Origin of the sequence: Neomoorella carbonis, from assembly GCF_045278715.1 — a bacterium.
GTDB classification, from domain to species: Bacteria; Bacillota; DSM-521; order Neomoorellales; family Neomoorellaceae; genus Neomoorella; species Neomoorella carbonis.
In genome coordinates, this window is sequence record NZ_CP136420.1 from 2,362,194 (window position 1) to 2,388,669 (window position 26,476).

Consider the following 26,476-nt stretch of genomic DNA (forward strand, 5'->3'; position numbering starts at 1 on the left):
CTGGCTGCACTGGAGATGCTGAAAAAAGCACGTCCCTTTGTACCAGCTCTGTCCGAGGAAGAAGAAAAAGGCTTCTTCCTGGCTAATGGCAATTACACCGCGAGAGACTTCCTGGCGGAAGTGATCGAAACTGGCTATCATCCCCTGGTGCCCATGGGGGACGTCCGACTGGAGCCGCTACCTACCTGGAAACGTCGGACCTATCGCCTTTTAACGTATAGCAAACGCAAAGAACGTATCCGGATAGCCACGGCCAGGAACCTGGCCCGAACGTTGAAGCAAAGCAGCGAATACCGGCGTACCTATCGTTACCGGATCCGTATCGAGCATTTTTTTGGGGAAGCAAAAGAACGTCATGGCGTGGGCCGGGCCAGGAGCTACGGACTGGCCGCGGTAGATGACCAGGTAAAGATGACGGCGATGGCCCAGAATATAAAACGTCTAGCTACCCTAATTTGGCGTTGGAAAAAACGGGGGGCGTAGGTCATGGAAATGCCCCGAACTTCGGTAGCCGTGCTACAACAGAGGGTCGCACCGCTCCAACACCACCTTTTTCTATCATGTTTTCGACTGCGGTTACTTTGATTTAAGGGGTTTCTCACAGCACTTCTACGGTACCTATATATTTGTTCTGCAGCCTGGAAATGTCATTAAATACAAGTTCCAACGCCTGATAGACGCTTTTGAAAACCGGGTATACCTCATCATATACCGCATGGTACTCTAAATTTGGCTTGATGACCTTTTCAATGATAACTGTCTCTTTGGCTGCTTCCGAGTAATCCCTGTACCACTTCAGGCCCACTGCTGCAGATATAAATCCGCCTCTTGCTGTTGCTTCATGAGGGTCTTTCACGATTTGAAAATCTGATCCAAGCACATCTGCATACACCTGCACCCATTGATCGTTTCGCGCTCCACCCCCGATGACCCGAATGCTTTGCCTTTCTTCAAGCGGCACCCCTGCCCGTTTCGTTTCTTCCATCATCCATCTGAAATTGAATGCAACACCTTCCAGTACGGACCTTGCCATATCATTCTTATCATGGGATAAACTTAAACCTACAAATGCACCTCTAGAATTCGGATTCCAATGTGGCCCCCCTCCACCTCTCAAGTATGGGATGTAAAAAATCCCCTTTGCACCGGGATGACTTCTTTGAGCACGGCCCACAGTAATATCGTAAAAGCCTGTGTTGATTTTCTTAATGATATCTTTCTCGACATCACAAAGTGCATTTTCAAACCAATCTTTGGAAATGCTTCCCGCGGCAGTATATTGAAAGCAAATATAGTCCTTCCATAAGTGACAGATATTAACCATTTTTTTATCCGGTTCTAGGCACGGTGCAGCAATAAAACCCCCGTTCCAGTTTGCTGACCCAATACTACAGTAGTGCATATTACGCTCGACAACTCCTGCTCCTACGCATGACGCTGGAACATCGCCTGTCCCCGTAAAAATTGGAGTGCCTTTCTTTAAACCAGTTTGTCGGGCTGCCTCTTCTCCAACATAACCTGCAATTTCATGTGAATACATTATCTCGGGCATTTTTTCTATACTAATGCCTGCGGCTTCAAGAATTTCTTCTGAATATTTTTTGCTTTTAATATCAAGCCAACCTGTATTAGAAGCATCACCATAGTCATCGATGAAAACCTGCCTATCTGTCAACTGCAATATAATAAAACCTTTTGATTGCAGAAATTTGTAGGTTTGATTATAAACTTCCGGTTCGTTTTCTTTTAACCACATAGCTTTGCAGATTGATAAGATCTCAGGAGGATGAGCAAGGCCATGTATCTGGTAAAACTTAGAATATCCCCCACACCGGTTTATCAATTCCTGAGCCTGCCTAGAGCTGCGGCCGTCAAAACAGTATTGAACACGTTTTCTTAAAAGGGTCCCGTGCTTATCTACCGGAATAGCCATAATCTGGTGTCCTACCGGAACAATCGCCTTAATCCTTTCCGCCGAAATCCCCGTTTCATCTAGGATAGCTTTTGTGGCCAAGCATACCGCATTCCACCAATCCATCGGCTCCTGTTCAATCCAGGTGGGGCGGAGATAGTAGGTTTCATAGGGTTTATATCTGCTTGCAACAATCCTTCCACCAGCATCAAAAAGTACCGCCTTCAAACCTGTGCTGCCCACATCATACGCCAGCACAAGTTCATTATGCTCCCTAACTAACATCATGATCTCTCCTATCTCAATAATTTGCTTTTTAGCCTGTTAAATCTCCTGCTCTCTTAGATTTCCATTTTTTATGATGATGAAGTCCAAGAGACCAACCACGCTTTCTTCATCATCTTCATCAATAGCAGTCGTAGTTATTGTGGATAATGTGGGAAAGGCGAAGCGAAGGCCTACGCGAGCGTGGGATTGCGGGTAACCCCGTAGGGGTTACATCCAAATCTACACGAGCGGTATTATCCACAACAACAGATCTCTGGCTTAAATCTTTTATGTCTTAGGCAGTACACGCACCACTTCTTACCCTCGGCTACCCTATCATGTCTCAGGGTCTTAAGCCCTGTTTCATTCCTTCGTACGGCCTTTTGAGGGCAGGTGGGGTATGCCTTGTACTTGTATGGAGGGTTCATATGCCCTAATGGAGGTGATTAAGTTTTATTTTGGGGTCTTAACATTTAATCCAACTTTTTCTGAACACTCGCCTTTTTGAGTATTTAAGTTCTGCTGCCAAACATGTATTAAGTATGGCAGCAGAACTTAAATCAACAAAATGTTTCTAGTTTATTTACCCACCTAAACGCTTTGCAAGGTTTGGCCATACTTCAAAGGCTTCTTCCAAAGATAGCTGTTTTTCGATCTCGTATTTATATATGGGCTGCCAGTGGAAATCAACCTTATCTGTCCAATCAGGCGCTCCATCAACGCATTGAACAAAAGTAACAGTAACTTTCTCCTGCAGTCCATTTTCACGGAAGGGTCCAAGCGTGCTTCCAAGTGCACCCTTAAATGAGGAACTCTTGAGCGCATCCATAAATTTCTTTGGATCTTTTATACCTTCCGGGCCTACCTTTTCTGCTGCTATCTTGATTAGGTGAAGAGTATCCCACATTTCTGCGGAGAAGCCATAGGGGAAATAGCCAAGTTCTAAATGCCTCTTTGCAAAGTCTTTCCAAACAGGGGATTCAAGATCAGCAGCTGTTACAGAGATCAAATCCTTTTATGAAAAAACTATCGAAAACAAGAAAAACGTTCTCATAAGCGGTAGGGAATTTATCCAGCAAGAAATCGATTAAGTTCTGGAAGCCATACAAATGTTTTCCAACTTAAGCTTTAGCGAACTCGCACCATAGCGAAACCGTTCCTTTTTATAGCATAGTTTTACCATCACCACCTTTGTGGTTTTTGAAGGATCATAATAACCCACTTTTGCGAGTTTATCACCTAATTTATGTTTCATGGAGGGGCTTAGCCCCTCCATGATGGTCTCCCTCGCAAAATAGGCAACCGATTGGGAGCAAAGTGTCCCCGGGGCTTTTTAAATATTGTTCAACATTTCCAGCTGCAAAATTGCGTAAGATCCTTCATGGGTTGCTTCCCAAATACCACGGGGCTTAATGCAGTCCCCCACATAAATAACCGGGCATAACAGATTTTCAGCGCTGAATTCGGGGGGGGCGTATGAATTTGCGCCGATGGCACCAACTATAAGGTCTACAGGCCGCTCCCATGTACTGTCGCCATTCACGCTGGTGATCACGACTTTATCTTTATTCGGGGATAACCCTGCAGTTGCTGAAGTGAATACCTCTACACCCCTTTCATATAACGCTCTTAATAAGGCCATTTTTGTGCCGGGTTCAGCCCCTGGCAGGATTTCCTGCTGTATTTCAATAATTCTTACTGAAGGAGGATTCTGAGATGAAGTCAAATGTAACGCCAGGTCCACTCCAACATGTCCCCCTCCAATGATTGCCACCTCTCTCGCAGTCCCGATCCCATTGAGGAAAACATCCCATGCACTACGCGTCATACGTTCATCATACACGCGCAAATCGGACAAAGGCTTACACACTGCGCCAGTTGCCACTATTAGGCCGTCTATTTCCAGTTTCTTAATAAGATCAAGGGTAACAGGAGTCGAGCAATGAACGTCTACTCCCAGTCGTTTCATTTCCCGATTCATATATTGAAGATACTCCAATATGCGCTTCTTGTGCGCTGCAATTCCGGCAATCTTCAATTGCCCGCCTAATTGATCCTCTTTTTCGAACAGTTGCACATTGTGCCCGCGAAGCCTGGCACGGCGGGCTGCCTCCATCCCGGCCGGGCCCCCTCCGACTATCGCTAAGCGAAGGGATCGGCTTGCATTCGGTTTTATTTGCCATTCCAGTTCTCGACCAGCTTCTACGTTGATATCGCAGCTCAAACGCCAGTTATTATGGTGGTGTTTTGTACATCCGTTGTTACAATAAAGGCAAGGACGAATCTGATCCGTCTTTCCCATAAAGGCTTTTTTTCCCCATTGAGGTTCTGCAATCATAGGACGTCCGATAACAACGAAGTCCGCTTTCCCTTCGCGTATGATTTCTTCCGCATAATCGGGAGAATCAATTCGACCTGCTACACCTACTGGTATATTTACCGCCTTTTTAATTTCGTATGCAAATTCAACGTTGCATCCCCGCGGATGTAATTCTATGGGAAAGACCCAATCTCTTGACAGGCTGTTTAATCCCGAGCTTATACTAAGCGCGCTGACACCAGCTTCTTCAAGAGCACGTGCAATATATCGGGTTTCCTCCACGGTTACTCCGCCTTGAACACGGTCACTGCCATTAAACCGGAAAATTATCGGAAATTCTGTCCCAACTGTTTTCCGGATTGCGTCAATCAGTTCGACCGCAAACCGAACTCGACCTTTTGCATCACCTCCGTATTCATCACGGCGGTGATTTAGGACCGGCGATAAGAACTGCGATACAAGATATCCGTGAGCGCCGTGGATTTCTACACAGTCAAAGCCTGCCTGTTTTGTGATTTGTGCGGACCTCGCAAAACACTGGATGACGTGCGCGATATCGTCCTTGGTCATTTCAGTTGGAATCAGTTTCCCTTTCATCGGTATAGCAGACGCAGCATAGGGCTGAGTGTTTTCCGTTCTCTCCAGCGTTGTCTGCCCTCCCGCATGTTGGAGTTGTGCCGCTATCAGTGAACCGTAGTATTGTACTCGCTCGGATAATGCACGCAGGCCGGTAATAGCTTTGGAGGTATCCGTTCTGGTTTGCGCTATATTCGCCTTGCCGCGTGGCCACTCCACACAGCTGTTCTCAATCACGATAAGCCCAGCTCCACCTGCTGCTCTATCTTCATAAAATTTTATTGCTCTCTCACTAATAAATCCTTCCTCGGTCACCAAAAGGGCTCCCATCGGTGCCATAACTATACGGTTCGGCACCAATGCCTTCCCAAGTAACCACGGCTCGAAAAGCTTTGTATATTTATATTTACCCATGTAAATTCTCCCCATTCAATCTGCGTCTGAATTTTTGTCAAGGTCGGACTAAAAGCCCATTCATTTCAGCCTTGACGGAAATTCAATGATGCAGATTATAATTTTTGCCAGAGGATAAAAATTATTCATCGGACAAAATCTTTTGACACTACCACTCTGCGATGCTTGTTCGGTTTACTCTAGCTTATAATCTTTTACGACGCTATGAATAATCTCTTTTTCTTTCTCGGAAGGTCGGCGAACCGGTAAGCGGGGAACTCCGCATGGAACACCACGTGCAGCCAATCCTTCATATAGTGCGCCATTTTCGGGTGTTCTTAAGTGCTCACTAATTTTAAATATTTTCAGATGAAGTTCTACCGCTTTTTCAATATTTTTCTCCTGTACCGCATTGAACATTTCCACAAACAGTTCCGGAATAACATTCCCGATTGCAGTAGCTAATGCAGGGCACCCGTAAAGAACACCCGGCATGGATAATTTTGTATCCGCAATAATCACAGTAAGCTGGTCTTCATGCCCGATTAATTTGTAAATACTGCCTAAGTCCCTAGATGAATCGATAACGCCATTTATTATTTTTTTCTCATTTAGGGAAAGCAGTTCCTCCGGCGTTAAAGCACGGCCTTGCGCCCAGGGATTGTTATAAACAAATACTGGAATTGGGGAAACCGCGGAAGAAATCGCGCGATAATGCTGTTCATAGGATGCCATGTCTAAACGCATATACAGTGGGGGAAGCGATGCCACTGCGTCAGCTCCCATGGAACATGCATGTTCCGCCAGTATCACCGTCTCCCTGGTCGTAAGAGCGCCCACGTGCACCATAACCGGTATGCGGTTGTGGCACTTATTCAGAATCACTTGTGCCACAAGTTTCCGCTCCTCTATAGACATCAGGGGCCCCTGTCCCGCCGTCGCCAGTGCTAATATTCCATTGACCCCTTTACTTATAAAAAATTCCAGAAGACTCTCCAGCCCAAGCTCATCCACTTTACCCTCTTCGGTGAAAGGGGTGAGTGCAGATACTATTACTCCTTTAAATTTTTGTTCAGCCATTGAGGTATTCCTCCTAGCATAATTTACTTGTAATCAATGAGCATCAAACGACTGCTGTAATTACCTCAATTATTGTTTATCAAAGAGTTAGACGGGTCGTTCCTGTCAGGAACGAAGAACGCTCCTGTAGCGTTGCCCCCTGACTAACTAGGACGTGCAACAGTACCTCCTGAACTGGCTGACCTCAGCGCGCTATCGATGACAATCTGCGCTAAAATAGCATCATCAATGCCGATGGATGGTGTGCTGCCATTCGTTATACAGGCTGCAAAATCCTGCAATTCCAATTTTATTGGATCCACGACATCCATAGGAATTACATGAGATCCTTGTTCATCACATAAAATAAGCTTATTGGGGCGTACCCCACAAATATATCCCCCCGTGCCGACAAGCTGAAAACAAATGTTGTGCCTTCCGGGAAAGTGCGGATAATCCGCAATCCACCCACCATTGATGTTGGATGTTATTCCGGAATCATATTTGATTACTATGGAAGCGCGGTCTTCCTTCAACCCGCCAAGATGGTTATCTACACTGCAAAGAACCTCTTTGGGTACACTTTTTGAAAACCAGTTGGATAAATCTATAGGATGTGCAAGTGTTTCAAGGATGACCCCATTATCCAGATACCAGGAACTGTGAGGTATCGGTTGAAAAAAATTCAATGTTATGGAAGCTAGTTTACCAATATGCCCTTTGTCAACCATTTCTTTTGCCTGTTTAAATATGGATTCATATCTCATTTTATATCCGATCCCGATTACAGCTTTATACTCCTCACAAATGTCCCTGATTTTCCGGGTTTCTGCCAGATCAGTACCTACCGGCTTTTCACAAAATATCCATCTCGCCCCTCCTTTGACCGCTGCCTGAACCTCACCCAGATGATTGCAGGTGGCTGTCGCCATAATGATCATTTCCGCACCAGATTCTTCCATCATCTGTTCACAACTGTCATAAAATGGAATATTTGCTTCCTTAGACAATTGCAGGCCTCTTTCCTTTGTCCTGTTCGTGATTCCTACGATTGGATACCCCAATTCATTTAATGCTCTAATGTAATACCGGGCAGCATACCCCGCGCCTGTAATGGCAACTTTAGGCATTTTGTTGATTTTACCTCCCTTTTGTAAAAGTTTATCAACTATATCTTTTGATATCTATGTTCGGTCCTGCTGATAATTTCGTCTTGGATGCTGGGCGTAAGGTCTACAAAGTAATGACTAAATCCCGATACCCTGACCATAAGATCCTGATACTTTTCAGGCTCTTTTTTAGCTGCCTTCAGTACTGCTGCATCCACTACATTAAACTGAACCATATTACACATAGATTTTTCAAAATAAACCTTTAAGAGTGCCAGGATGTTCATCATTTTTTCCTTGGAGCTAAACCACTCCGGATCCAACCACATATTTAACAGCTGACACCAGTTTCGAATTTCGGGATCAAACCGGCCTGCAGATTTAATGACAGCGGTTGGGCCTGCTTTGTCCATACCCTGGACCGGAGAAACCCCGGCATCCGCCACAGGGTCCCCATCATGTCTCCCGTCAAGAGAAGCACCGGTCAACCTGCCATCAGTTATATGAGCACCTATTGAATGCCACATACCTCCAATAGTATTTCCGCTGTGATACATTTCATTAATTTTATGAGCCAGGTTATCCACCCATTCTACATCATTTCCATAATGAGGGGTTTGTTCAACGATAAATTTGCGTAAATCTTCCTTTCCTTCCCAGTTGTTCTTACACGCCTCCATCAATTCCTTTAACGTAAACCGTTTTTCCTCAAAGACCCATTTTTGTATAACCGCTAACATGTCAGCAGCATTTGCAACCCCGTAACCCATATGGTTATATCGTCCATCCTCCCTCAAAGGAGCCGGGAAATCATAGATCGCACCACCTTCCAAGACAAACTTTCCTCTTCCTATACAATCGGATACGAGAGCGGAACTGAACGGCAACGGTGCCACCAAGTTATGGGTTTCATGGACGATCCTTGTTCCCCTGTTCATTATATCGATCCAGTAATCGAACTGCTTTTTATATGCATCCCAGATATCTTCCATACTTTTGAAGTCTTCAGCAGTTTTTGTCTCAGGTCCGGCTTGAATACCGGTTAGTGTATCCACTCCATTGTTTAAAGCTAATTGCAGAAGTTTCAAGAAATTAATTCTTCCTAATAACATGGGGCTGGTCTTGCCCGGGATTTCAGTCTCTTCGCATCCCACCGGAGCCCAGTTATATACATCCTCCTTGGGAACAACCACAGGAGTGCTGCAGTATTTCGGCATTGTTTCCGCCAGCCACCGGAAGTTCCTGGGATCACCCTGGAATGCCGGATACCCCATCCCTTCCTTTACAACGTCCAAAGCAGCGAAGAGAAACTCCGTCTTAAGTTTTGGATTCCATCTGATGGTGACCGTCGGCTGCTGGACTCTCATGTTTTTCATGGCTTTCAATATCAGGTACCCTGTTTTTTCATAATCATATTCTCCAGTTTGCGGATCAATGCCCCCAATAGTTACGGTTTGATAATGGGAAGGCCAATTTTCGGCAACGTACATTGGCTGCAGACGCTCAAGCTCATTTATTTTTAAAAGGAAACATTCCAGTAGCTCCAAGGCATCGTCCTCGGAGATGATGCGTTTTTCTTCTACATCTCGCACATAATAGGGATGCAAATACTGATCCAGCCTGCCCAGGCTTATTACTGGCCCATTGCATTCAATCCAGAGGCCTAGATGGACAAAGAAAATGGATTGAAGAGCCTCCCAAAAAGATCTTGCAGGCTCGGCAGGAACCCTTTCACAAATTTCCGCAATCTTCTCCAGTTCTTTTGCTCTTTTTGGATTGTTCTCCCTGAACCTTTCAGCATCCGCCATTGCCAGCTCCGCATACCTTTTTGCCATAATAATGACGGCCTCCAGGGAGATTTTCATTGCTTCCAGCTTGCTTACCTTCTCATTATCATTTTCCTTTTGGAATCTTGCCTGAGTTTCTTCAATCTCTTTAATGATCCCATTGAGGCCAATCCTAAGCACCTTTTGGTAGTCAACGCAGCACATGGCAGGACTTTCGCATTCATGGTGCAGGTACCCTAAGCCAATCTTGTTTGCAACATATATTTCCGGAACTTCCTTCTTTAGTCGTTCAGTTTTTATATCATCAACACACTTATTTTCCCAGTATTTCAAAAGTGAAATCCACTCGCCCTTTTCCTTTTCATCTATGACAAAGGGACGATATTTCCTTTTTTGCTGCTCGTCAAGTTCATCTATATAATATTTCACCGCATACTCTGGATAAGCAGAGGCTCCCCGATACTGTGATGCGATACTCCCCACGATTAATTCGCCTTCGCCGTAATTCTCGCCATGATAAATCCATAAAGGCCTATTTTCACAGAAATGTCTCATTGCTTTGGCTCTTCTTAACCAAGCAAGTTCTCCCTCTGTTTTTTTGTAAGACTCCGTATATAGTCTTAACCTATCCAAACATATAGTTCGAACTCCCCCCGGCTTGTACCGAGCCTTTAATGAAGTTGTTCTTACACTCATTTTCGTCCTCCTCCTATCTCAATAATTTGCTTCTAGCTCGTTAAATCGCCTGCTCTCTTAGATTTTCATTTTTTATGATAAAGTCCAAGAGGGCAGACTAAGCTCCATCATCGTCCACAACAAGACGATGGCTTAATCTTAAAGTCTTGGGTAGTACCCTCACCACTTCCTGGCCCTCGGCTACCCTATCATGTCTCCCGGGGTCTATGCCCTGTTTCATTCCTTCGTTCGGCCTTTTGAGGGCGGGTGGGTTATGCCTGGTACTTGTATGCAGGGTCTATGCCCTTATGGAGGTGATTAAGGCTTCCCCCACCCAAGACTTTTTACCTTGTGTTTGGGGTTTATTTTTAAGCTGCTTGCTGTAATTGGGCGCGGCGATAATCGCCTAATACTTTGTCGGGGTCGTAGTTTTCTTTCTTCCTGGCCAGGCCGTACATCACCCGCAGTAATTTTACGGCTATGGCTATTAAGGCCTGTTTTTTCTTCAACGGGTTTTCCCACCTGGTCAGGAAGTAGTGGTACAGGGCTTTAAATTCACGGTTTTTTGCTACCAGAGTAAGGCTGGCCTGGTATAACAGGTTCCTTAGTTCGGCTCGCCCGCGTTTGGATATCTTGCTTTGACCATCCTTTTTCCCGGAACTTTGTTCGCTTAGGTTTAGCCCGGCGAGTTTTTGGATTTGCTTCCAGTGCTCGTAATTCCGGGGTTCACCTATTTCGCTTAAAAAGCCGGCTACTGTTACCAGGCCTATACCGGGGATGCTTAATAAATATCCTGCAATATCTATTCCTGCTAGGATGTCAGCCATGGCTGCTTCTGTTTCCTCGATCTGCTTCTGGTAAAAGGCTATTTCGTCCAGGCAGGCGTTTAACCTGTGTCGGGCTCCGGTTAATCCTTCGGTTACTCCTATTGATTCTTGGGCCGTCTGGTAGAGGGCCTGGGCTCTTTTCATCCCTACCCGGTGGTTACTGGCTTCTTTTAGCTTCGCGGCTAATTCTTCGAGTTTATAGGCTAATATTAACCTGGGGAAGGGACAGTTCCTTAACACCCATTGGGCGGCTTTGCCTAACAGGTTTTTGAATACTTGCCCTAGCTCGGGGAAGTATTCGTCCAGGATGGCCTGGAGTTGGTTTAAGGCGCTGTTTAGTTTCCGGCGTTGCTGCCGCCGGGTTACGGTCAGGTTCCTTAGTTCGGCATATTTTCCTTTGGGCAAAAGGCAGTGGAGGAAGTTCCCGTCCTTAACTACTTTAGCTATTATCCCGGCGTCTTTGCGGTCATTCTTGGTGGGGGGAGTTACCTACTTCCTCTTTCCGCCTTTTTACGTGATAGGGGTTGACTATCACTACCGTATAGCCCTGCTCCTGGAGAAACCATGCTAAGGGTTTCCAGTAGTGGCCGGTGGGTTCCATGCCGATTACTACCCTTGTTGCCTGGGCTTTTTCTTTGGCTTCTTCCATTTTTGCCACTAGACGATAATAGCCTTCTTTGCTATTATGAAACTTGAAGGGTTTGACCACATCCAGTTCGATTTGGTTATAGATCCGTGCCCAGTGGTTGTGTTTGGCTACATCGATACCGACTATTATCACATCGCCATGGACCAGTAATTTCTTTTGCACCTCATTCATACGGTTTCTCGCCTCCTGGTGGGTTTGTTTGTTTTGGTCTATTTTCTTTTTACCAGGAGGCTTTTTTATTGGCAACACCTACCTTAATTCATTACAGGAATGCTCTTCTAAAAATGTATGTTCTCGGAAACTCCCAAACGTTGGTACTCAAGCCCTTCAGGAAGGGCTTTTATTTTTTCTCTCCATCCCCTATGGGGTATAGAGAGAAATAGGTGCCGAAAATACGCGTCTGATTTAGTACGTGTGCGATTTAATTGTATTGTTTTTAACACGGCAAATTTTAGCACTTGACTTTTTCAAACGTCACCAAAATGGGAATGAAGTATTTTCCAATACCCAATTTAAGGCAGTGTTTTGTTTATGCTCCTTACCTGTCGCTGCCACTCTGATTTTCAGCAGTTCTTGCGGGAAAGACTGCTTTCTTGAGCTCGTTCGGAGCCGGAAAGGTTGTTGTCTTTCTCCACCCAGTTGGCCGGGGTCTGTCTCCTTAATCTGGACCTAGCCATCCTTTTCTTCCTTCTTATTATCTCGTTATTATGCTTCTGGCCGCCCGTCTGAGTTTGATCCGGTTGACTTGCTGCGTTCTTTGGTCTTAATAACTGGTTTGAAGGTTCCTGGTGTTACGCAATGGGTCTCAATGCTCAGAAGGGATAAGGTCCCTGGCTACTTTCAGGTTTTGAACCTCATAATACGCCTAGCGTCGGTACTTTTTTAGATTTCTTCCACCGCTAATGAGTTAACCCATGCCGATAGCCGCTATGAGTTTCCTCTTTTTGTTACCATGGCCCAAGCCCGTCGCCATAACTCGGTCCTGTGGATGGTGGCCCTGGCTCAGTTTCGTGAGCTTTTGCCTTAATAGCTTATAATTGTTACCAAAGCGACATCGTTAATCGTTGGTATAATATATCTTGTATTTTTTGCCATCACCTTCTGGTTCTTCTTCCCTCCCATCCATATTAAACTGTACTATCATTTGTCACCCCTGTTTTTCCCTGAATATTTAGGTCCGTAGCGACGAGAGCCATCAACTGAGAGAAGTTAGGTATATATTGACAATTTTTTTTGCTATTTAATTGTACTTTGCATAATTGATGGTAAATCTCCATAAGGTATTGCTGAAGATCGTTTTCCAGGTAAAATTTGATGTAGGTCATAACCTCATCGTAATGGTAAGTTCCATAAATGGCAGCTCGGATAGCTCTCCGGCCATGGTAAACCACCGGTAGCCATGGTGGAGCAAAGGTTTCATTCCAATCCACTGATATGAGTTTGATATATTTTTGTTTTTCTAATTCAATTAATGCTGGCCGAAGCCACAAGCGTTGTGAAGCACCAATATTCAAGACATCCTGGCCTTTTTTATTTTTTTCCACTAGTAACCTGAAAGAGATGGCCCTACCCCTCATCCTCTCTTTTATCTCTTTTCTCAAATGAGAGTATAAACCATTTTCTGGATCATCATTATCTTCTTCAATTGCATAAAGTTTATCCTTTACCGAGGTTTCGGTCTGGGGCCAAATAATATTAGGATTATAAAGCCAATTAGATCCCAATTTATCATTTATTCTCCGCAATATAGTCTTTATACTATTAGGGGAAAGATTCAATACGGCAGCAATAGCATTGCGTCCTAAATTGATGCGACGATATAAAGCTACTTCCAGTTCGCGGGGTGAAAGTATAGATTTCGCAATCGTTGGTTTTTCCGCCGGTTTTACTGTCATAGTACATCTCTTCCTTGGAAGCTTAGAAGCGCTTTAGTAAGACTGCTCCCCAGGCCTAGCGGTAACTAATTATGTGCGGCTCGCACGTCCTTTAGGGATTACCCCTTTAGCAAGAAACTATGCGCCAATCAGAAAGTAGCCCCACCCGCTCATCTATCTTAGAAAGATTTGTATTTAGGGCTTTACTGGGTCTGCTTTTCCTTAGAGACCGGAAAGATTGAAATCACTTCCTGTTTGTTTTTCCTATTTTACCTACTCTTTAGGTTTTTGCGAGAACCCTCTTCTAATTCTTCTTGCGGTAGTTTAAGTTCATAAATTACACCCTTAAACTCAAAATAAGTGTATATTCCTGTTATTTTTTTAACTACTGCTATATTTGTTGCATTCCAACTAAGTTATTATTCTGCTTTTTTCGTTCCTTGTCTTAGCTAAAATCTCACATAACGCCCCTTTCCTTGATGATCAAAAAATTGGTACAATACCTGTAATATCATGTATCATCATGCACTTCGAAGCGTCTATTTCTTTTTTAATTAAAGCTCCCGTTGAAACGGCTACAGACATATAAACTCCAGCATTTATCCCCATTTGTATATCCAGAAGTGAATCACCTACCATTATACATCGTCCAGCTGCTAATCCCAGTCGCTCACAGATAAGGTATATAAGCTCGGGAGCAGGTTTGCCTCTCGTGACTTCGTCACGGCATGCATAAGCATGTATATAAGGAGCCAAACCAGCATGTTTCATTATAGCATGGGTGCGTTCCATATCATCATTCGTAGCGACGCCAATCTTGAACCCGGCTGCAAAAAGTCTTTTTAGGGTTTGCCGGACCCCACGCATCGGCACGGCTTGACCCGCCAACCCCATGTCCTGATCACAGAAATCAAAAGCCAGTTTTACTTTTTCCATGCCTGTGTCCCAGGGAATACCTTCATATACATAAAGCATGGTGGCTACTGCTGCTGCTGTTTGCTCCCGCGACCCTACGACGATGGGACTCCGACGAATAATCACCCCTTCGTCAAGGCCCATGGTTTTTTCTAAAAGCCTGGCCATTTCATTATCAAACCCTATTTCCCTTTGTAAAATCTTTACCCTGACTTTTATTAAATTCGGCCAGATCTTAAAAGAGTCAATCAGGGTCCCGTCTTTATCAAAGATAACTCCCTCGCACTCGATTATCTTGCTGCCACATCTCAGTGCAGGCATAAGCTCTCCTTTTTACCTTATCAAATCAATAGTAAACTGGCTCCTGTCGCCACGGTAGCGGGCGATAGAAAATTCAATGGGCCGGTTGTACTGGTCCCAGGCGACAGTTCTTGATAGCTGGATGGGAGCCCCTACTTCTATTTCCAGCAATTTGGCGTATTCTTCCGTGGCGGCTATTGCCTCCAGGATGCGCCGGGCTCTGGAAATACGGATACCATATTGTGCCTCTAATGTTTTATATAAGGACTGGTTATTCAGGTCCTGCTGGATGAGATTCGGGCAATACTTCTGGGGCAAATAAGTGGTCACCACTACTATGGGCTCATCATTGATAAACCTTAACCTTTCTAACTGGAAAACAGGTTCTTCAATGGCCAGGGACAAATGGGCTGCGACACTTTTGGAAGCAGCCACGACCTGTAAGGACAATACTCTGGTGGTGCCTTTTAAACCCTTTTGTTCCATCTCTTCTGTAAAACTGACCAGCTTTTGCATAAAATCCTGCTGGATTTTCGGCGCTGATACAAAAGTACCTTTCCCTTTGACGCGATGCAGCAACCCTTCCCTAACTAATTCATTAAGGGCCTGGCGCACCGTCGGGCGGCTGACGCCAAAACGCTCGCATAGCTCATTCTCAGAAGGAAAAGAATCTCCCGGCTGATATTCTCCTTCCTCGATCTGCTGGCGAAAAAGCTGCATCAGCTGGTAGTAGAGGGGTATGCGGGGGTCCATGTTTAAACCCTGGGAAACAGGCATTAATTTCCCTACCTTTAACAAAAAAATTATTGGGAAAAATAACTTACCCTGATATCATGTTGTGTTTACGTCTTAATATATTCTACATTTTTATCGAAATTCCTCCTGCCCCCAAAAAATTTTTCTGTCAAGATGATGTATTTACATGTTGACATTAGCATTTATATTCGTTATGCTTAAATAAACATAACCAGAGGGAGGAGAAGTAACTTTGCCAGGACATAATGCTTTCATGTTGATTAACGGTGAGATCATTTACGAGAGTTCCAGCAAGAGGCAAAAACCAATCATCAACCCCGCCACCCTGGAAACCGTCGGTACCTTACCCGAAGCAAGTGATGCTGAAATCCAGGCCGCACTTAACGCCGCTGGTAAAGCCTACCAGGAGTGGTCGAATACCAGCCCTGCCAGAAGGGGGGAAATGCTACATAAGGCCGCTACTGAAGTTAGGGCTAACGTTGAAGCTATTGCCAGGCTTTTAACCCTGGAACAGGGCAAGCCCCTGGCTGAAGCCCGGGGAGAAGTAAAGGCCGCCGCTGAAGCCCTGGATTATTATGCCGAAGAAGGGCAGCGGGTTTTGGGTGAAATATTGCCTACCAATAAAAGTGACACCAGGAGCCTGGTAATCAGGCAGCCTCTGGGTGTGGTAGCAGCTTTTGTGCCGTGGAACTATCCTGTATCGCTGGCCGCCTGGAAAATAGCCCCGGCCCTGGCTGCCGGCAATACTATAATCGTCAAGCCTGCCAGCAATACCCCCCTGGCTACCTGCGAATTTGTCCGGCTGCTAAACAGCTGCCTGGAACCAGGCGGCGTAATCAATATCTTACTGGGTTCCGGCGCCAAGATTGGTCCAGCCCTCATATCCAGTCCGGTCGTTCAAAAAATAACACTTACTGGTTCTACGGAAACCGGGAAACAAATAATGAGTCTGGCGGCACCTTACCTCAAAAAGATTTCCCTGGAGTTAGGCGGCAATTGCCCCATTATTGTATGCCGGGACGCCGACCTTGAAGCCGCCGCGCGGGGTACGGTCTACCGTTCTTTCCGTAATATGGGGCAAATTTGCAACGCCATTAACAGGATATATGTCGACCGGGCCGTTGCCGATACCTTCCTTGAAAAGGTGCTTGCCAGGGTAAGCAGGATGACCATCGGCGACGGGTTGCGCGACCCGGATGTGGATCTCGGTCCCATGGCTACGGCAGAAGGGTTAGAAAAAACCCTGGCTCACCTCGAGGACGCTGTCGATAAAGGGGCCAAGGTGGTATATGGCGGTAAGCGACCGGAGAACGCCGGGCCAGGCTACTTCTTTATGCCCACGGTGTTAACCAATGTGAACCATCAAATGCGGGTTATGACCGAGGAGACTTTTGGCCCCCTGGCTCCCGTAATGAGTTTTTCCGATTTAGATGAAGCCGTTGCTCTCGCCAACGACAGCCCTTACGGCCTTGTAGCTTACGTCTACACCAGTAACCTCAAGACGGCTTTTGTCCTGTCTGAACGCCTGCAATTCGGTACGGTGGGGATTAATAATGTAACCGGCGGTGAGGTGGCTTTCCCTTACGGCGGCTGGAAGGATAGCGGCCTGGGGGTGGAATTGTCTCATCACGGCCTCAATGAATACCTGGCTTTAAAGCATATCCGCATGACGTTACTATAAACATACTGTTATATCAAAGTTAAGAAGCCCCGCTATGCGCCTGGCAGGGCGGGGCTTCTTTATGACCCAAGGTGGCTGTGACCACCCTTATGCCTGCCCGCACTCGCCGGCCTCGCCCTTTAAGATGGCCAGGCCGTGGGGCAGGGCCGGCAGTATTGCCGCCAGGTTTTCCCGTACCCCTTTGGGGCTGCCGGGTAAATTGATGATGAGGGTCTTCCCCCTGATGCCGGCTACAGCCCGGGAAAGCATGGCCTGGGGGGTGATTTTGAGGCCGGCGGCCCGCATGGCCTCCGGCAGCCCCGGAACTTCTCTTTCGATTACATCCCTGGTTGCCTCCGGGGTCACATCCCGGGGGCTGAAGCCCGTGCCCCCGGTAGTGAGAACGAGATCGGCTCCCACCACATCGCAAAATTCCCGCAATTTGGCGGCCAGGAGCCGGCGCTCGTCGGGAACGACCGCATAGGCCACCACTTCGCCTAGATCCGCCACCATTTCCCGGATGACGGCCGCGCTCTTATCCTCCCGCTCGCCTCGGGAACCTTTGTCGCTGGCTGTTAGAATAGCTATCCGGAAGGCAGGAACCCGTGCTTCGTTAGCAATCCCCGTGTCTTTCTTAAGCATTATTCTTCCACCACCTAAGCAATACTTAACCCCATCTCTGCTTATACTTATTATTGTAAAAGCTTTTCCGCCTCACTCCGCTCCCGGACCGATTACCTCGATCCGGTCACCCACCTGGACCGGGCCGCCCTCCAGGATGGCCACAAAAATTCCCTCCCGCGGCATAACGCAGTCGCCGGCCTGCCGATAAATGGCGCAGCGGCTGTGGCACTCCTTGCCGATCTGGGTGACCTCGGCCAGGACCCGGTCGCCGATTTTTAGTTTCGTACCCACCGGCAGGGATACCAGGTCAATACCCTCCGTTGTCAGGTTCTCGGCGAAGTCGCCGGGACCGACTTTCAGGCCTTTGGCCTGCATCTTGGCGATGCTTTCCACGGCCAGCAGGCTCACCTGGCGGTGCCAGGGGCCGGCATGGGCGTCGCCCTCCAGGCCGTGGTTGGCAATGAGCATGCCCCGGCCCATATTCTTTTTACGCTCACCCTTTTTGGCCGAGGTGCAGACGGCTACGATGCGTCCCATGGTTTCTCCCCTTCCCGCTGGAAGTGGCCGCTGCGGCCTCCCGATTTTTCGACTAACCTGATGTTATCGATAACCATGCCCCGCTCGACGGCTTTGCACATGTCGTAAATGGCCAGGGCGGCCACACTGACCGCCGTCAGAGCTTCCATTTCCACACCGGTCTGACCGGTGGTCTTTACCCGGGCTTCAATTTCCAGGATTCCCTTTTCCCGGTCAGGGCGGAAATCGACGCTTACCGCGCTGATGGACAAGGGGTGGCAGAGGGGGATTAACGACCCCGTTTTCTTGGCGGCCATAATGCCGGCCACCCGGGCCACGGCCAGGACGTCACCTTTGGGCATCTCTCCTTCCAGGATAAGGTTCAGGGTGTTTTTGCTCATCAGTACCCGCCCCCTGGCTACAGCCACCCGTTCGGTAACGGTCTTGGCGCTGACATCGACCATACGCGCCTGCCCTTTAGCGTCAAGGTGGGTAAGGGTCCCGCTCATACTGATACTTCCTCCATTAAATTGCTGACATCTCTCGCTTCGCAAGTTCAGCCACCGATCTGGGACATGACCCGTGGCTGGCGCCAGCCGGTTTCCATGTGGTGTGCAGCAGGCTTTAAGGTCACAGCCCGGGCAAAAATAGCCGCCAGTTCCGCCTCGGTTGCCCCGGCGCGTAACGGCCCTTTGATGTCTATTTCCCCGTCCCAGTAGAGGCAGGGCCTCAGCTTTCCGTCGGCCGTCAGGCGCAGGCGGTTACAGCGGTGACAAAAGTGACTGGACATGGCGCTGATAAAGCCGATACTGCCTTTGCCTCCGGCCACTTTAAAGTTAACTGCAGGGCCGTTGGTTACCAGGTCTGCTAAAGGTTCCAGGTGATAGACCCGGCTGATCTGGCTTTTAATCTCGTCCATGGACATATAACCGCCAGCAGAAGCAGCAGCCGCGCCAATGGGCATCAGTTCAATAAAACGGATATGCAGGGGTTCTTCTCGAGCCAGCCGGGCAAAATCCAGGATCTCGTCGTCGTTAAAGCCGCGGGTGACGACAACATTGAGTTTTACCGGTGTAAGGCCCACGGCCAGGGCGGCGCGGATGCCCTGCCAGACGCTGCTGATATTGCCGCGGCGGGTGATATAGCGGTAGCGTTCTTTCTTTAAGGTGTCCAGGCTGATATTCACCCGGCTCAAGCCCGCTTCTTTGAGGGGCCTGGCCAGGCCGCTCAGGAAGATGCCATTGGTGGTCAGGGAAACCTCTTTGATGGCCGGAAGTTTAGCCAGTTCCCGCACCAGGGTCACCACGTTTTTCCTCACCAGGGGCTCGCCCCCGGTGAGGCGGATGCGGTTAATCCCGGTGCTGCCGGCCACCCGCGCCAGGGTGACAATCTCTTCCAGGCGCAGGATGTCCTGGTGACTCTTTAATGGCACCCCGGTGGCGGGCATACAGTAGCGGCAGCGCAGGTTGCAGCGATCGGTGATGGCAATGCGCAGGTAGTTTATCTGGCGGCGAAAGGTATCTTCCACCGGTTTTCCCTCTTTTCTCGGGAAATGGCTCTTTCGTTATACCGGTTTGTTATTCTAAGTTATAGCTGTGTTTGAAGGCGCTGATCCCCCGGGTGGACTTTCTTTTAGAAAGACTTCCCGCGGCCGCAGGAGATATACCGTCACTTCCTGGCCGGCGGCAAAGCCCTCGGCCAGGCGGGGAACCACCACAATACCGTCGGCGCGCGCCAGAGCCATGATGGTGCCGGCACCGCGGGAGGTGGGGAAGGCCACCAGCCTGTCCCCCTCCTTCTCCAGGCGGACGCGGACAAACTCCTCCCGGCCCAGGGGAGAGTAGATTTTACGGGCCAGGACGGCTTGCACCCGCTCCCGCCGGGGCGGTTCCAGGCCCTGGCGGTAATAGATAACGGGCCTGGCAAAGAGTTCCGCGCACAGGGCGGCGGATACCGGGTAGCCGGGTACGCCAATCACCGGCTTACCCTCGACTATACCCAGGATTACCGGCTTCCCGGGCCGGGTGGCGACCCCATGGGTCAACACCTGCCCCAGCTCAGCCACCAGGCTGGCGGTATAGTCCTCCCGCCCTGCCGATGAGCCGGCATTGATGAGGACCAGGTCGCTTTCCGCCACGGCCTGCACCAGGCGTTCCTTTAAGAGCTGGTAATCATCAGGAGTTATGGGGTAAACCTGCGGCTCACCCCCCCACTGTACGACCAGGCCGGCCAGCATGGTGCCGTTGGACTCCAGGATCTGGCCGGGAGCCGGGTTGGGGTTTGGCGGCACCACCTCCGTCCCCGTGGGCAGGATGGCTACCCGCGGTCGCGGCCGGACGGCCACCCTCGTTACTCCGGCAGATAGGAGGCCTCCAAGGTCATAGGGGGTGAGGGCATGGCCGGCCGGCACCAGCAGCTCGCCGGCCATGATGTCCTCGCCCACCGGCCGGACGTTCTGCCCTGGTACAGCCGGGCGCCTGATGACAGCCGTTGCCTTATCTTTAAAGACCACCTCTTCAATCATAATAACAGCGTCAAAGCCCTCCGGTAAGGGATCGCCCGTATCGACAAGCACTGCCTCGCGGTCCAGGGCCAGCTCCAGGGGTTCCCCCTCGCTGGCACCAAAGGTCTTTTCCGCTCGCACAGCTATCCCATCCATGGCCGCCGCCGGGTAGTGGGGTGAAGAAATGACGGCATAGACCGGTGCTGCCGTCACCCGGCCCAGAGCTCTGGTGACGTCTATTTCTTCAGCAGGCAGCCCGTCCAGGTAGCCATTGGCCCTTAAAGCTCCCAGCAATTCCTCCAGGGCCTCCTGCCAGGGACGGCTGGTGACAAAGACCTTGCGTGCCAATTACCAACCCTTCCTTCCCGGGGTTAATAGAACATAATCCCCTCTCCGGTTCCTCTTCACGCACTATAGAAGACGGGATTAAGCAAGCCGCTAACTGCCGGGGCACCTAAAATAATTTAACTTCTACCATCGTACCGGCTTCCAGGCCTTCTTCCTCCAGAGGTATGGTTATCAGGCCGTCGGCCTGGACCAGGGATGAGATCATACTCGAGCCCCCGGGTACCGGTACGGCCCGGAGGCCGTCGGGGCCTTTATCCAGGCGGACGCGGATATAATCCTCACGGCCGGGAATAGAAGTAATTGTCCGGCTTAACCTCGCCGTTACCGTTCCCTTCGCCATGAGATGATCGTAGCTCCCGTAGCGCAGCAGGGGTTCGATTAAGACCCTGAAAACGACTACTGCCGAAACGGGATGGCCAGGCAGGCCCAGAATCATCTTATCCCCCGCCACTGCCGCCACCGTGGGCTTGCCCGGGCGGATGGCCACGCCATGGAAGAGAAGGCCTGGCTGTCCCAGGTCGGCCAGGACCTGGACGGTTAAATCGCGGGTGCCTACGGAGCTGCCGCCGGAAAGAATCACCATATGATTTTCCGCCAGAGCCTTTCCCACCATGGTGGTGAGCTCTTCCAGATCATCGGGGACAATACCGTACAGGGCGGCCTCAGCGCCACACTCCCTGACCAGTCCGGCCAGGGTGTAGGAATTAATATCCCTCACCTGCCCGGGTCCGGGATCAGCATCGGGAGAAACGATTTCATTACCGGTAGCCAGAATGCCGACCCGCCAGGGTTCATATACCGTTACCTGAGTTACCCCCAGACCGGCCAGGATCCCCAGGTCCTGGGGTCGTAAAGTACGGCCGGCAGGGAGAACGCAGGTACCGGCGCGGGCGTCGGCACCCCGGCGCACCAGGTCCTGCCCCGGGGCTACGGGTCTAAAAACAGCGACCCTGCCCTCGCCAAGAATTTCTGTATTTTCCACCATTACTACAGCATCAGCACCCGCAGGGATCATACTCCCGGTAGCTACGGCCACCGCCTGGCCAGGGCCAACAGTGACTGCCGCCGGTTGCCCCATAGCTACCTCTCCTACCAGGTGTAAAATTACCGGTTCGCTTTCCCTGGCCCCGAAGGTATCAACTGCCCGGACGGCATATCCGTCCATGGTGGCGCGGGTAAAGCCGGGAACGTCGTCCTTCGCCACCACCGGCCGGGCCAGTTCGCGCCCCAGGGCAGCAAGAAGGGGTAAGCTCACTTCCTTCCGTCCCGGCAGGGGCCAGTAGCGGGAAAGCATCCGGCGTGCTTCTGCTAAAGTTACCACCTGAAAGAGTTCCATCCATATCCACCTGCTATTCGAAACACCCCAGCTGGCACTGGACAATCTTTATCTTTAAGTCGTCGGCAGCCTGTCCTACCTCACGCATGGGCACCTGCAAGCGGCGGGCTACTTCCTGGGCCACCGCGCAGGGCAGCCTGCCGCCATGATCAGCCGCCGCTTCTTTTACTGCTGCCCGAACAGCTTCCCGGTCAACCATAAAATATCCCTCCCAGAGTTTCGTCTCTATATTCATTAAGTTCTTAGAGCCGGCTATTATTCACTTTTGGTCCCAAAAATTTACAGGCACCCGGAAGGGTGCCTGAAGTTACCGGAAACTCCTTTCCCATTCCGGGAGGCAGGCAGGTTTCCCCGCCTACCCCGTCGCTGCCTGGCAAGCAGGCAGGAGGCCAGCGGCCATAGCCTTAAAACCTTAGGCCTACTGGCTCGGAGGTATATGCAGTTATGTTTATTGTAGCATAACCAGAAGCAGGAAGCAAGCAGTAATTATAGCTTTACCTTTTACCCACCAGGGCGCAGAGCCTCTCGGTGGCGTAGTAGGCTTCCGCTCCGGTTACTATTCCCTGGGGATCGCTTCCCGTCTTATCCAGGGGCAGAAGGCCCCTGGCCCCGGCCCGGGCCACTGCCGCCGCCGGGTCTAAAGCTGCGGCGTCCTCGCCCAGGTAGGTGAGGAGAAGACGGGCGGCATTGCCCCGCGTTAAAGGTTTCCGTTCGAGATAGGGCTGTAGGGCTGCAGACTTGGCGGCAACCAGATCCCCCCGGCCGGCTGCCCTTTTTAAGGCATTGGCCGTCATATAGTAAAAGCTTGCCTGGTTGACCGGGGCATCCAGTTTCCAGTCGTTATTATAACCGGCGACAATCAGTCCCCACCGGTTGACGAACTGCAGGCCGGCAAAGGCCCAGTGATCGCTCAAAGGATTTTTGATTTGGTAGTCCTTCAGATAGGCGCCGGCCTTCACCAGGAGATCCTGGATCGCTTTGATATCCCGGGGACTGGCCGCCAGTTCCCGGAAATTCTTATTCACCTTCAAAGAGTAAGCGGCTGCCACCCCGGCAGCGTCGCCGGTAGCCATCCCTATAGGCACTACCCGAGCGCTGCCGGCAGCCAGGTGGGTATAGCCGGCCGAGCGCCCTACAACGAGGAGGTTGTCGACCCCCTGGGGTACCAGGGAACGGAAGGGGATGCTGTAGACTTCCGGCCGGCCGTAAACGTAACCCGTATCCTGGGGTGAAGTGGCCTGGACATCCACGGGGTAGGACCCCAGGGCGATGGCATCGGGGAAATAGCGGTTAAAGAGGACGTCATTCAGGTCCAGCTGGTAAAGGGCCTTGATGTGACGGGTTTCCCGGACATAAAGTTCCGGGGCCGCCCCCAGGAGCCTGGCCCCGGCAAAACCGGGCAGCCGGGAGCGCAAGAAGTCAGTAATAGCCGGCAGTTCTTTCCGGGCCAGTTCCATGGCTTCAGTTTTGGCAGCCTCGCTCAGTCCATCGACACCAAAGATCTGCAGGGCGTTAATGAGGATGGTGCCGTCATTCTGGCGGCCGATATTTAAGCCCCGCAGCCGCAAGCGCGAGGTGGAGGGCTGGTAGGCAGCGCCAATGTCGGCAAAGCCCCAGGCGGCCCGGTCGGATATCTTAGCGTCTTTGATCTGGCCTCCCTTGACGGCCTGCTCCAGGGCCGCCCAGTCTATCCCTCCCAGGTGAAAGACCAGGGTCACGGCCTGGCGCCGGTCTTTCTCGCCCATATCCTCGGCGCCTACCGTATAAGGAACGCCGGCCGCGGCGGCAACATCGGCATCCTGGGTGGCGTCGATGATCCGGCCGGCGTAGAAGGTCATTTCCTGGCCGTCCTTGACGGCTCTGATGCCCACCAGTTTATTGCCCTCCAGGATGGGCGCTTTAAAAGCAGTATTCAGGCTTAAAGCCAAGTTGGGGTAGCGCTCCACCATGGCCAGGAAGACCTTTTTAGCCTCGGCGACATCAAAAATGCTGCCTCCCACCTGGCGGTAGAAATCAAGAAAAGTACCGCGGGTCAGCAGTTCGTGTTTCGGTCCGTAATTCATGTCAATAAAGTTCAGCCAGCCGTAAGTAAAGAGGCCGCCCAGGCCGTCGCGCCTTTCCACCAGCAGGACCTTCGCCCCCTGGCGGGCGGCCGAGATGGCCGCAGCCACTCCTTCCGGCTGCCCACCTACCACTAGAACGTCGTAACTCGCCCCGTCAACCGGCGGCGGCGCCGGTGGAAAAGCAGCCGGGTCGGGTGCCTGTTGGGCAACTACCTGCCCGGCCCAGGCCCGCCATATGGTTAAATAATACCTGGCCCGCTCAAAAGCAGCTACCCGCCCCGGCCAGAGGCGCCACCCCACCAGGACCGCTAAAAGCAAAATGAAGCTCAAAAAAAGAAACAATTTCCTTTTGCCCAGCATTTATCAAGTCCACACCTTTTTCAGGGCTATTTTAAATCCCGCTACCACGCGAACGAAGCCGGCCTACCGGGGGATCACCGCCTGGAACCGGTAGTGGGGATCCTGCAGGCCCTCCTTGAAGGCCGCCTGGCTCCGGGGCGAAGAATCCAGGTTGTACAGCCACTTGCCGTCCACCTGGTTAAACCACACGGCAATCTTAATATTGGGGTAGCGTAGCGCCAGGCTCCGGAAACACTCCCGAATCCAGGCCGCCTTGTCGCCACCCACTTCGTTACTGGAGAACTCGGTAATCATGAAGGGCTTCTTCCCGAAATAATGCATATACTCGCGGTACAAGGGCTCATAGATTTCATTAAACCCGCGCCAGGTGTCGGCGGCATGGCTGGTGCCGTTGTTGTAGCCCGTCAGGCCGATCCAGTCCACGGTTTGATCCCCCGGGTAATAGAGCAGGTAATTATTCCATTTAAAGTTGGGAAAGGAGCGGTCGTGGGGGTTAAAGACAAAAAGGACATTATTCGCCCCCTCCGCCTTGAAGAGGCGATAGACATGCTCCCAGGCCATTTTAAAAATATCCGTATCCTTACCGTAGTACCAGGCCGACCAGGTGGACCAGTCGCCGTTCATCTCGTTGCCGAAACGGACGAAAACGGGGTCTTCCAGGGCTTTAAACTGCCGCGCCCATTCCCGCAAAATATTGTCATACTTGCCCTGGATGAGGTCGATGAGGGAGGTATCATCTTTTTTACCGTACCACCAGGGCTGGAGGGCAACCATCAGCACGCGGTTATCATCGTAGATTTTCTTTAATTCTTCAAAGTTGAAGCGGGTATCAAAGGCGGCATAAGTAATGAGAAATTGAAATTTAAAGTCAAGCTCCTTTTCCAGGGGTAGAAGTTTTTCAAAATATTCCAGGCGCCCCAGCTTGTGGGGGTTAAGGATGCCCCACATGGTTTTATCCGCCGGGATCACCAGGCGGTGACGCCGGCCTTCGATTGCGATATCCCGCTGGACCGGCGGCGCTGCCGGCAGGGCAGGTACACCTTGCGGCGGCAGGGGGTTAAAGCTCTGAATAATCCGGTTTAAATCCCGCACCGCGGCCGTAAAATTGGCCTGGTTGCTTTTAAGCATAAAAGTATAGACGGTTTTGCCGGCGACCAGGTCATATTCGAAGTAATAGTTTAAATCCCCGGCGCCCAGTTGCTGCCGCGTCCACTCAAACCTCCAGGCATGGTAGCCCCGGATATTTAACAGCTGCTGGCCCTGGAGCTTAATGCTGCCCCATCCTTCCTGGAGACTGCGGTTGCTGTAAAGAACGTATTCCTCGGCACTGATTTTTCCTAAGGGTTGGGCGAAGATAGATAATTTGGCGTAACCGGGTTTAGCCAGGATGGTTGCCACCCCAGGGATAATCTCCAGCTGCCAGTCAGCAGGATAATTTAAACTGAAACCATCATATTTATTTATTAGTTCCTGCCATTCCCGGGCTTCATTATCAACAGGTGTCATACTCCAGCTACCGGGGATATTGCCGGCAACGAGCGGCTGTTGCTGCAGGCGCCCGCTGCCCAGGGCCAGGAGAAAAAGCATCAGGAAAACAAGCCAGGTCCAGTTGCGCACCAGTTTTCTTCCTTTCGATGATTGTTACCC

The 26,476-nt window shown here is 50.2% G+C and carries 21 protein-coding genes, 1 pseudogene and 1 riboswitch; of the genes and pseudogenes, 2 read left to right on the plus strand and 20 right to left on the minus strand.

Annotated elements, in window-relative coordinates:
* Positions 1-15: 15 nt before the first annotated feature.
* Complete coding sequence (locus MCACP_RS12010) at positions 16-483, plus strand: transposase (RefSeq protein ID WP_406676982.1); 468 nt, start codon at positions 16-18, stop codon at positions 481-483.
* Between the two features lie 115 nt (positions 484-598).
* Here the strand turns inward: MCACP_RS12010 and MCACP_RS12015 are convergent, their stop codons facing one another.
* The 11 genes and pseudogenes from MCACP_RS12015 to MCACP_RS12065 all read right to left on the minus strand — a co-directional run bounded on the left by MCACP_RS12015 (position 599) and on the right by MCACP_RS12065 (position 15,440).
* Positions 599-2,200 carry a xylulokinase gene (locus tag MCACP_RS12015; RefSeq protein WP_406676983.1) on the minus strand — a complete coding sequence of 534 codons (1,602 nt, stop codon included), beginning with the start codon at positions 2,198-2,200 and terminating at the stop codon, positions 599-601.
* A 562-nt stretch (positions 2,201-2,762) separates the two neighbouring features.
* Positions 2,763-3,188 (minus strand): ABC transporter substrate-binding protein, encoded by a 426-nt coding sequence (locus MCACP_RS12020; protein WP_406676984.1) that lies wholly within the window; start codon positions 3,186-3,188, stop codon positions 2,763-2,765.
* A 324-nt stretch (positions 3,189-3,512) separates the two neighbouring features.
* Positions 3,513-5,489, minus strand: a complete 1,977-nt coding sequence (locus tag MCACP_RS12025) for an FAD-dependent oxidoreductase (RefSeq protein WP_406676985.1) — start codon at positions 5,487-5,489, stop codon at positions 3,513-3,515.
* Positions 5,490-5,663: 174 nt separating this feature from the next.
* On the minus strand, positions 5,664-6,548 hold the full coding sequence (locus tag MCACP_RS12030; protein WP_406676986.1) for a dihydrodipicolinate synthase family protein: 885 nt from the start codon (positions 6,546-6,548) through the stop codon (positions 5,664-5,666).
* 143 nt (positions 6,549-6,691) lie between these two features.
* Positions 6,692-7,657, minus strand: a complete 966-nt coding sequence (locus tag MCACP_RS12035) for a Gfo/Idh/MocA family protein (protein ID WP_406676987.1) — start codon at positions 7,655-7,657, stop codon at positions 6,692-6,694.
* Between the two features lie 38 nt (positions 7,658-7,695).
* Entirely contained in the window at positions 7,696-10,119 is a 2,424-nt protein-coding gene (locus MCACP_RS12040; RefSeq protein WP_406676988.1) for a pyruvate formate lyase family protein, read from the minus strand.
* A 97-nt stretch (positions 10,120-10,216) separates the two neighbouring features.
* Entirely contained in the window at positions 10,217-10,339 is a 123-nt protein-coding gene (locus tag MCACP_RS12045) for a hypothetical protein (RefSeq protein WP_406676989.1), read from the minus strand.
* Positions 10,340-10,466: 127 nt separating this feature from the next.
* Positions 10,467-11,745 (minus strand): annotated as a pseudogene (locus MCACP_RS12050) (IS110 family transposase).
* A 956-nt stretch (positions 11,746-12,701) separates the two neighbouring features.
* Entirely contained in the window at positions 12,702-13,469 is a 768-nt protein-coding gene (locus MCACP_RS12055) for a helix-turn-helix transcriptional regulator (protein ID WP_406676990.1), read from the minus strand.
* Positions 13,470-13,931: 462 nt separating this feature from the next.
* A complete protein-coding gene (locus MCACP_RS12060) occupies positions 13,932-14,684 on the minus strand; it encodes an HAD family hydrolase (protein WP_406676992.1) in 753 nt (250 codons plus the stop codon).
* 12 nt (positions 14,685-14,696) lie between these two features.
* Positions 14,697-15,440, minus strand: coding sequence for a GntR family transcriptional regulator (locus tag MCACP_RS12065; RefSeq protein ID WP_406676993.1), 744 nt, complete (start codon positions 15,438-15,440; stop codon positions 14,697-14,699).
* Positions 15,441-15,672: 232 nt separating this feature from the next.
* Between MCACP_RS12065 and MCACP_RS12070 the strand changes: the two genes are divergently transcribed.
* The gene (locus MCACP_RS12070) at positions 15,673-17,100 is read left to right on the plus strand and encodes an NAD-dependent succinate-semialdehyde dehydrogenase (protein WP_406676994.1); all 1,428 of its coding nucleotides are present in this window, start codon (positions 15,673-15,675) and stop codon (positions 17,098-17,100) included.
* A gap of 87 nt (positions 17,101-17,187) precedes the next feature.
* Here the strand turns inward: MCACP_RS12070 and MCACP_RS12075 are convergent, their stop codons facing one another.
* From MCACP_RS12075 to MCACP_RS12115, 9 genes are all read right to left on the minus strand, one after another.
* The gene (locus MCACP_RS12075; RefSeq protein ID WP_406676995.1) at positions 17,188-17,721 is read right to left on the minus strand and encodes a MogA/MoaB family molybdenum cofactor biosynthesis protein; all 534 of its coding nucleotides are present in this window, start codon (positions 17,719-17,721) and stop codon (positions 17,188-17,190) included.
* 72 nt (positions 17,722-17,793) lie between these two features.
* Positions 17,794-18,240, minus strand: a complete 447-nt coding sequence (locus tag MCACP_RS12080; RefSeq protein WP_406676996.1) for an MOSC domain-containing protein — start codon at positions 18,238-18,240, stop codon at positions 17,794-17,796.
* Complete coding sequence (moaC, locus tag MCACP_RS12085; protein ID WP_406676997.1) at positions 18,225-18,728, minus strand: cyclic pyranopterin monophosphate synthase MoaC; 504 nt, start codon at positions 18,726-18,728, stop codon at positions 18,225-18,227. Before moaC ends, MCACP_RS12080 begins: the two co-directional genes overlap by 16 nt.
* A 47-nt stretch (positions 18,729-18,775) precedes the next feature.
* Positions 18,776-19,747, minus strand: coding sequence for a GTP 3',8-cyclase MoaA (moaA, locus tag MCACP_RS12090; RefSeq protein ID WP_406676998.1), 972 nt, complete (start codon positions 19,745-19,747; stop codon positions 18,776-18,778).
* Between the two features lie 54 nt (positions 19,748-19,801).
* Positions 19,802-21,070 (minus strand): molybdenum cofactor synthesis domain-containing protein, encoded by a 1,269-nt coding sequence (locus MCACP_RS12095; RefSeq protein WP_406676999.1) that lies wholly within the window; start codon positions 21,068-21,070, stop codon positions 19,802-19,804.
* A 106-nt stretch (positions 21,071-21,176) separates the two neighbouring features.
* Positions 21,177-22,406 carry a molybdopterin molybdotransferase MoeA gene (locus tag MCACP_RS12100; RefSeq protein ID WP_406677000.1) on the minus strand — a complete coding sequence of 410 codons (1,230 nt, stop codon included), beginning with the start codon at positions 22,404-22,406 and terminating at the stop codon, positions 21,177-21,179.
* A 13-nt stretch (positions 22,407-22,419) separates the two neighbouring features.
* Positions 22,420-22,605: a hypothetical protein gene (locus tag MCACP_RS12105; RefSeq protein ID WP_406677001.1), complete on the minus strand. Its 186-nt coding sequence runs from the start codon at positions 22,603-22,605 to the stop codon at positions 22,420-22,422.
* A gap of 102 nt (positions 22,606-22,707) precedes the next feature.
* Positions 22,708-22,850: riboswitch (molybdenum cofactor riboswitch) on the minus strand.
* Between the two features lie 50 nt (positions 22,851-22,900).
* Positions 22,901-24,799: an FAD-dependent oxidoreductase gene (locus MCACP_RS12110; RefSeq protein WP_406677002.1), complete on the minus strand. Its 1,899-nt coding sequence runs from the start codon at positions 24,797-24,799 to the stop codon at positions 22,901-22,903.
* A 93-nt stretch (positions 24,800-24,892) separates the two neighbouring features.
* Positions 24,893-26,446, minus strand: a complete 1,554-nt coding sequence (locus MCACP_RS12115) for a glycoside hydrolase family 26 protein (protein WP_406677003.1) — start codon at positions 26,444-26,446, stop codon at positions 24,893-24,895.
* Between the last annotated feature and the right edge of the window lie 30 nt (positions 26,447-26,476).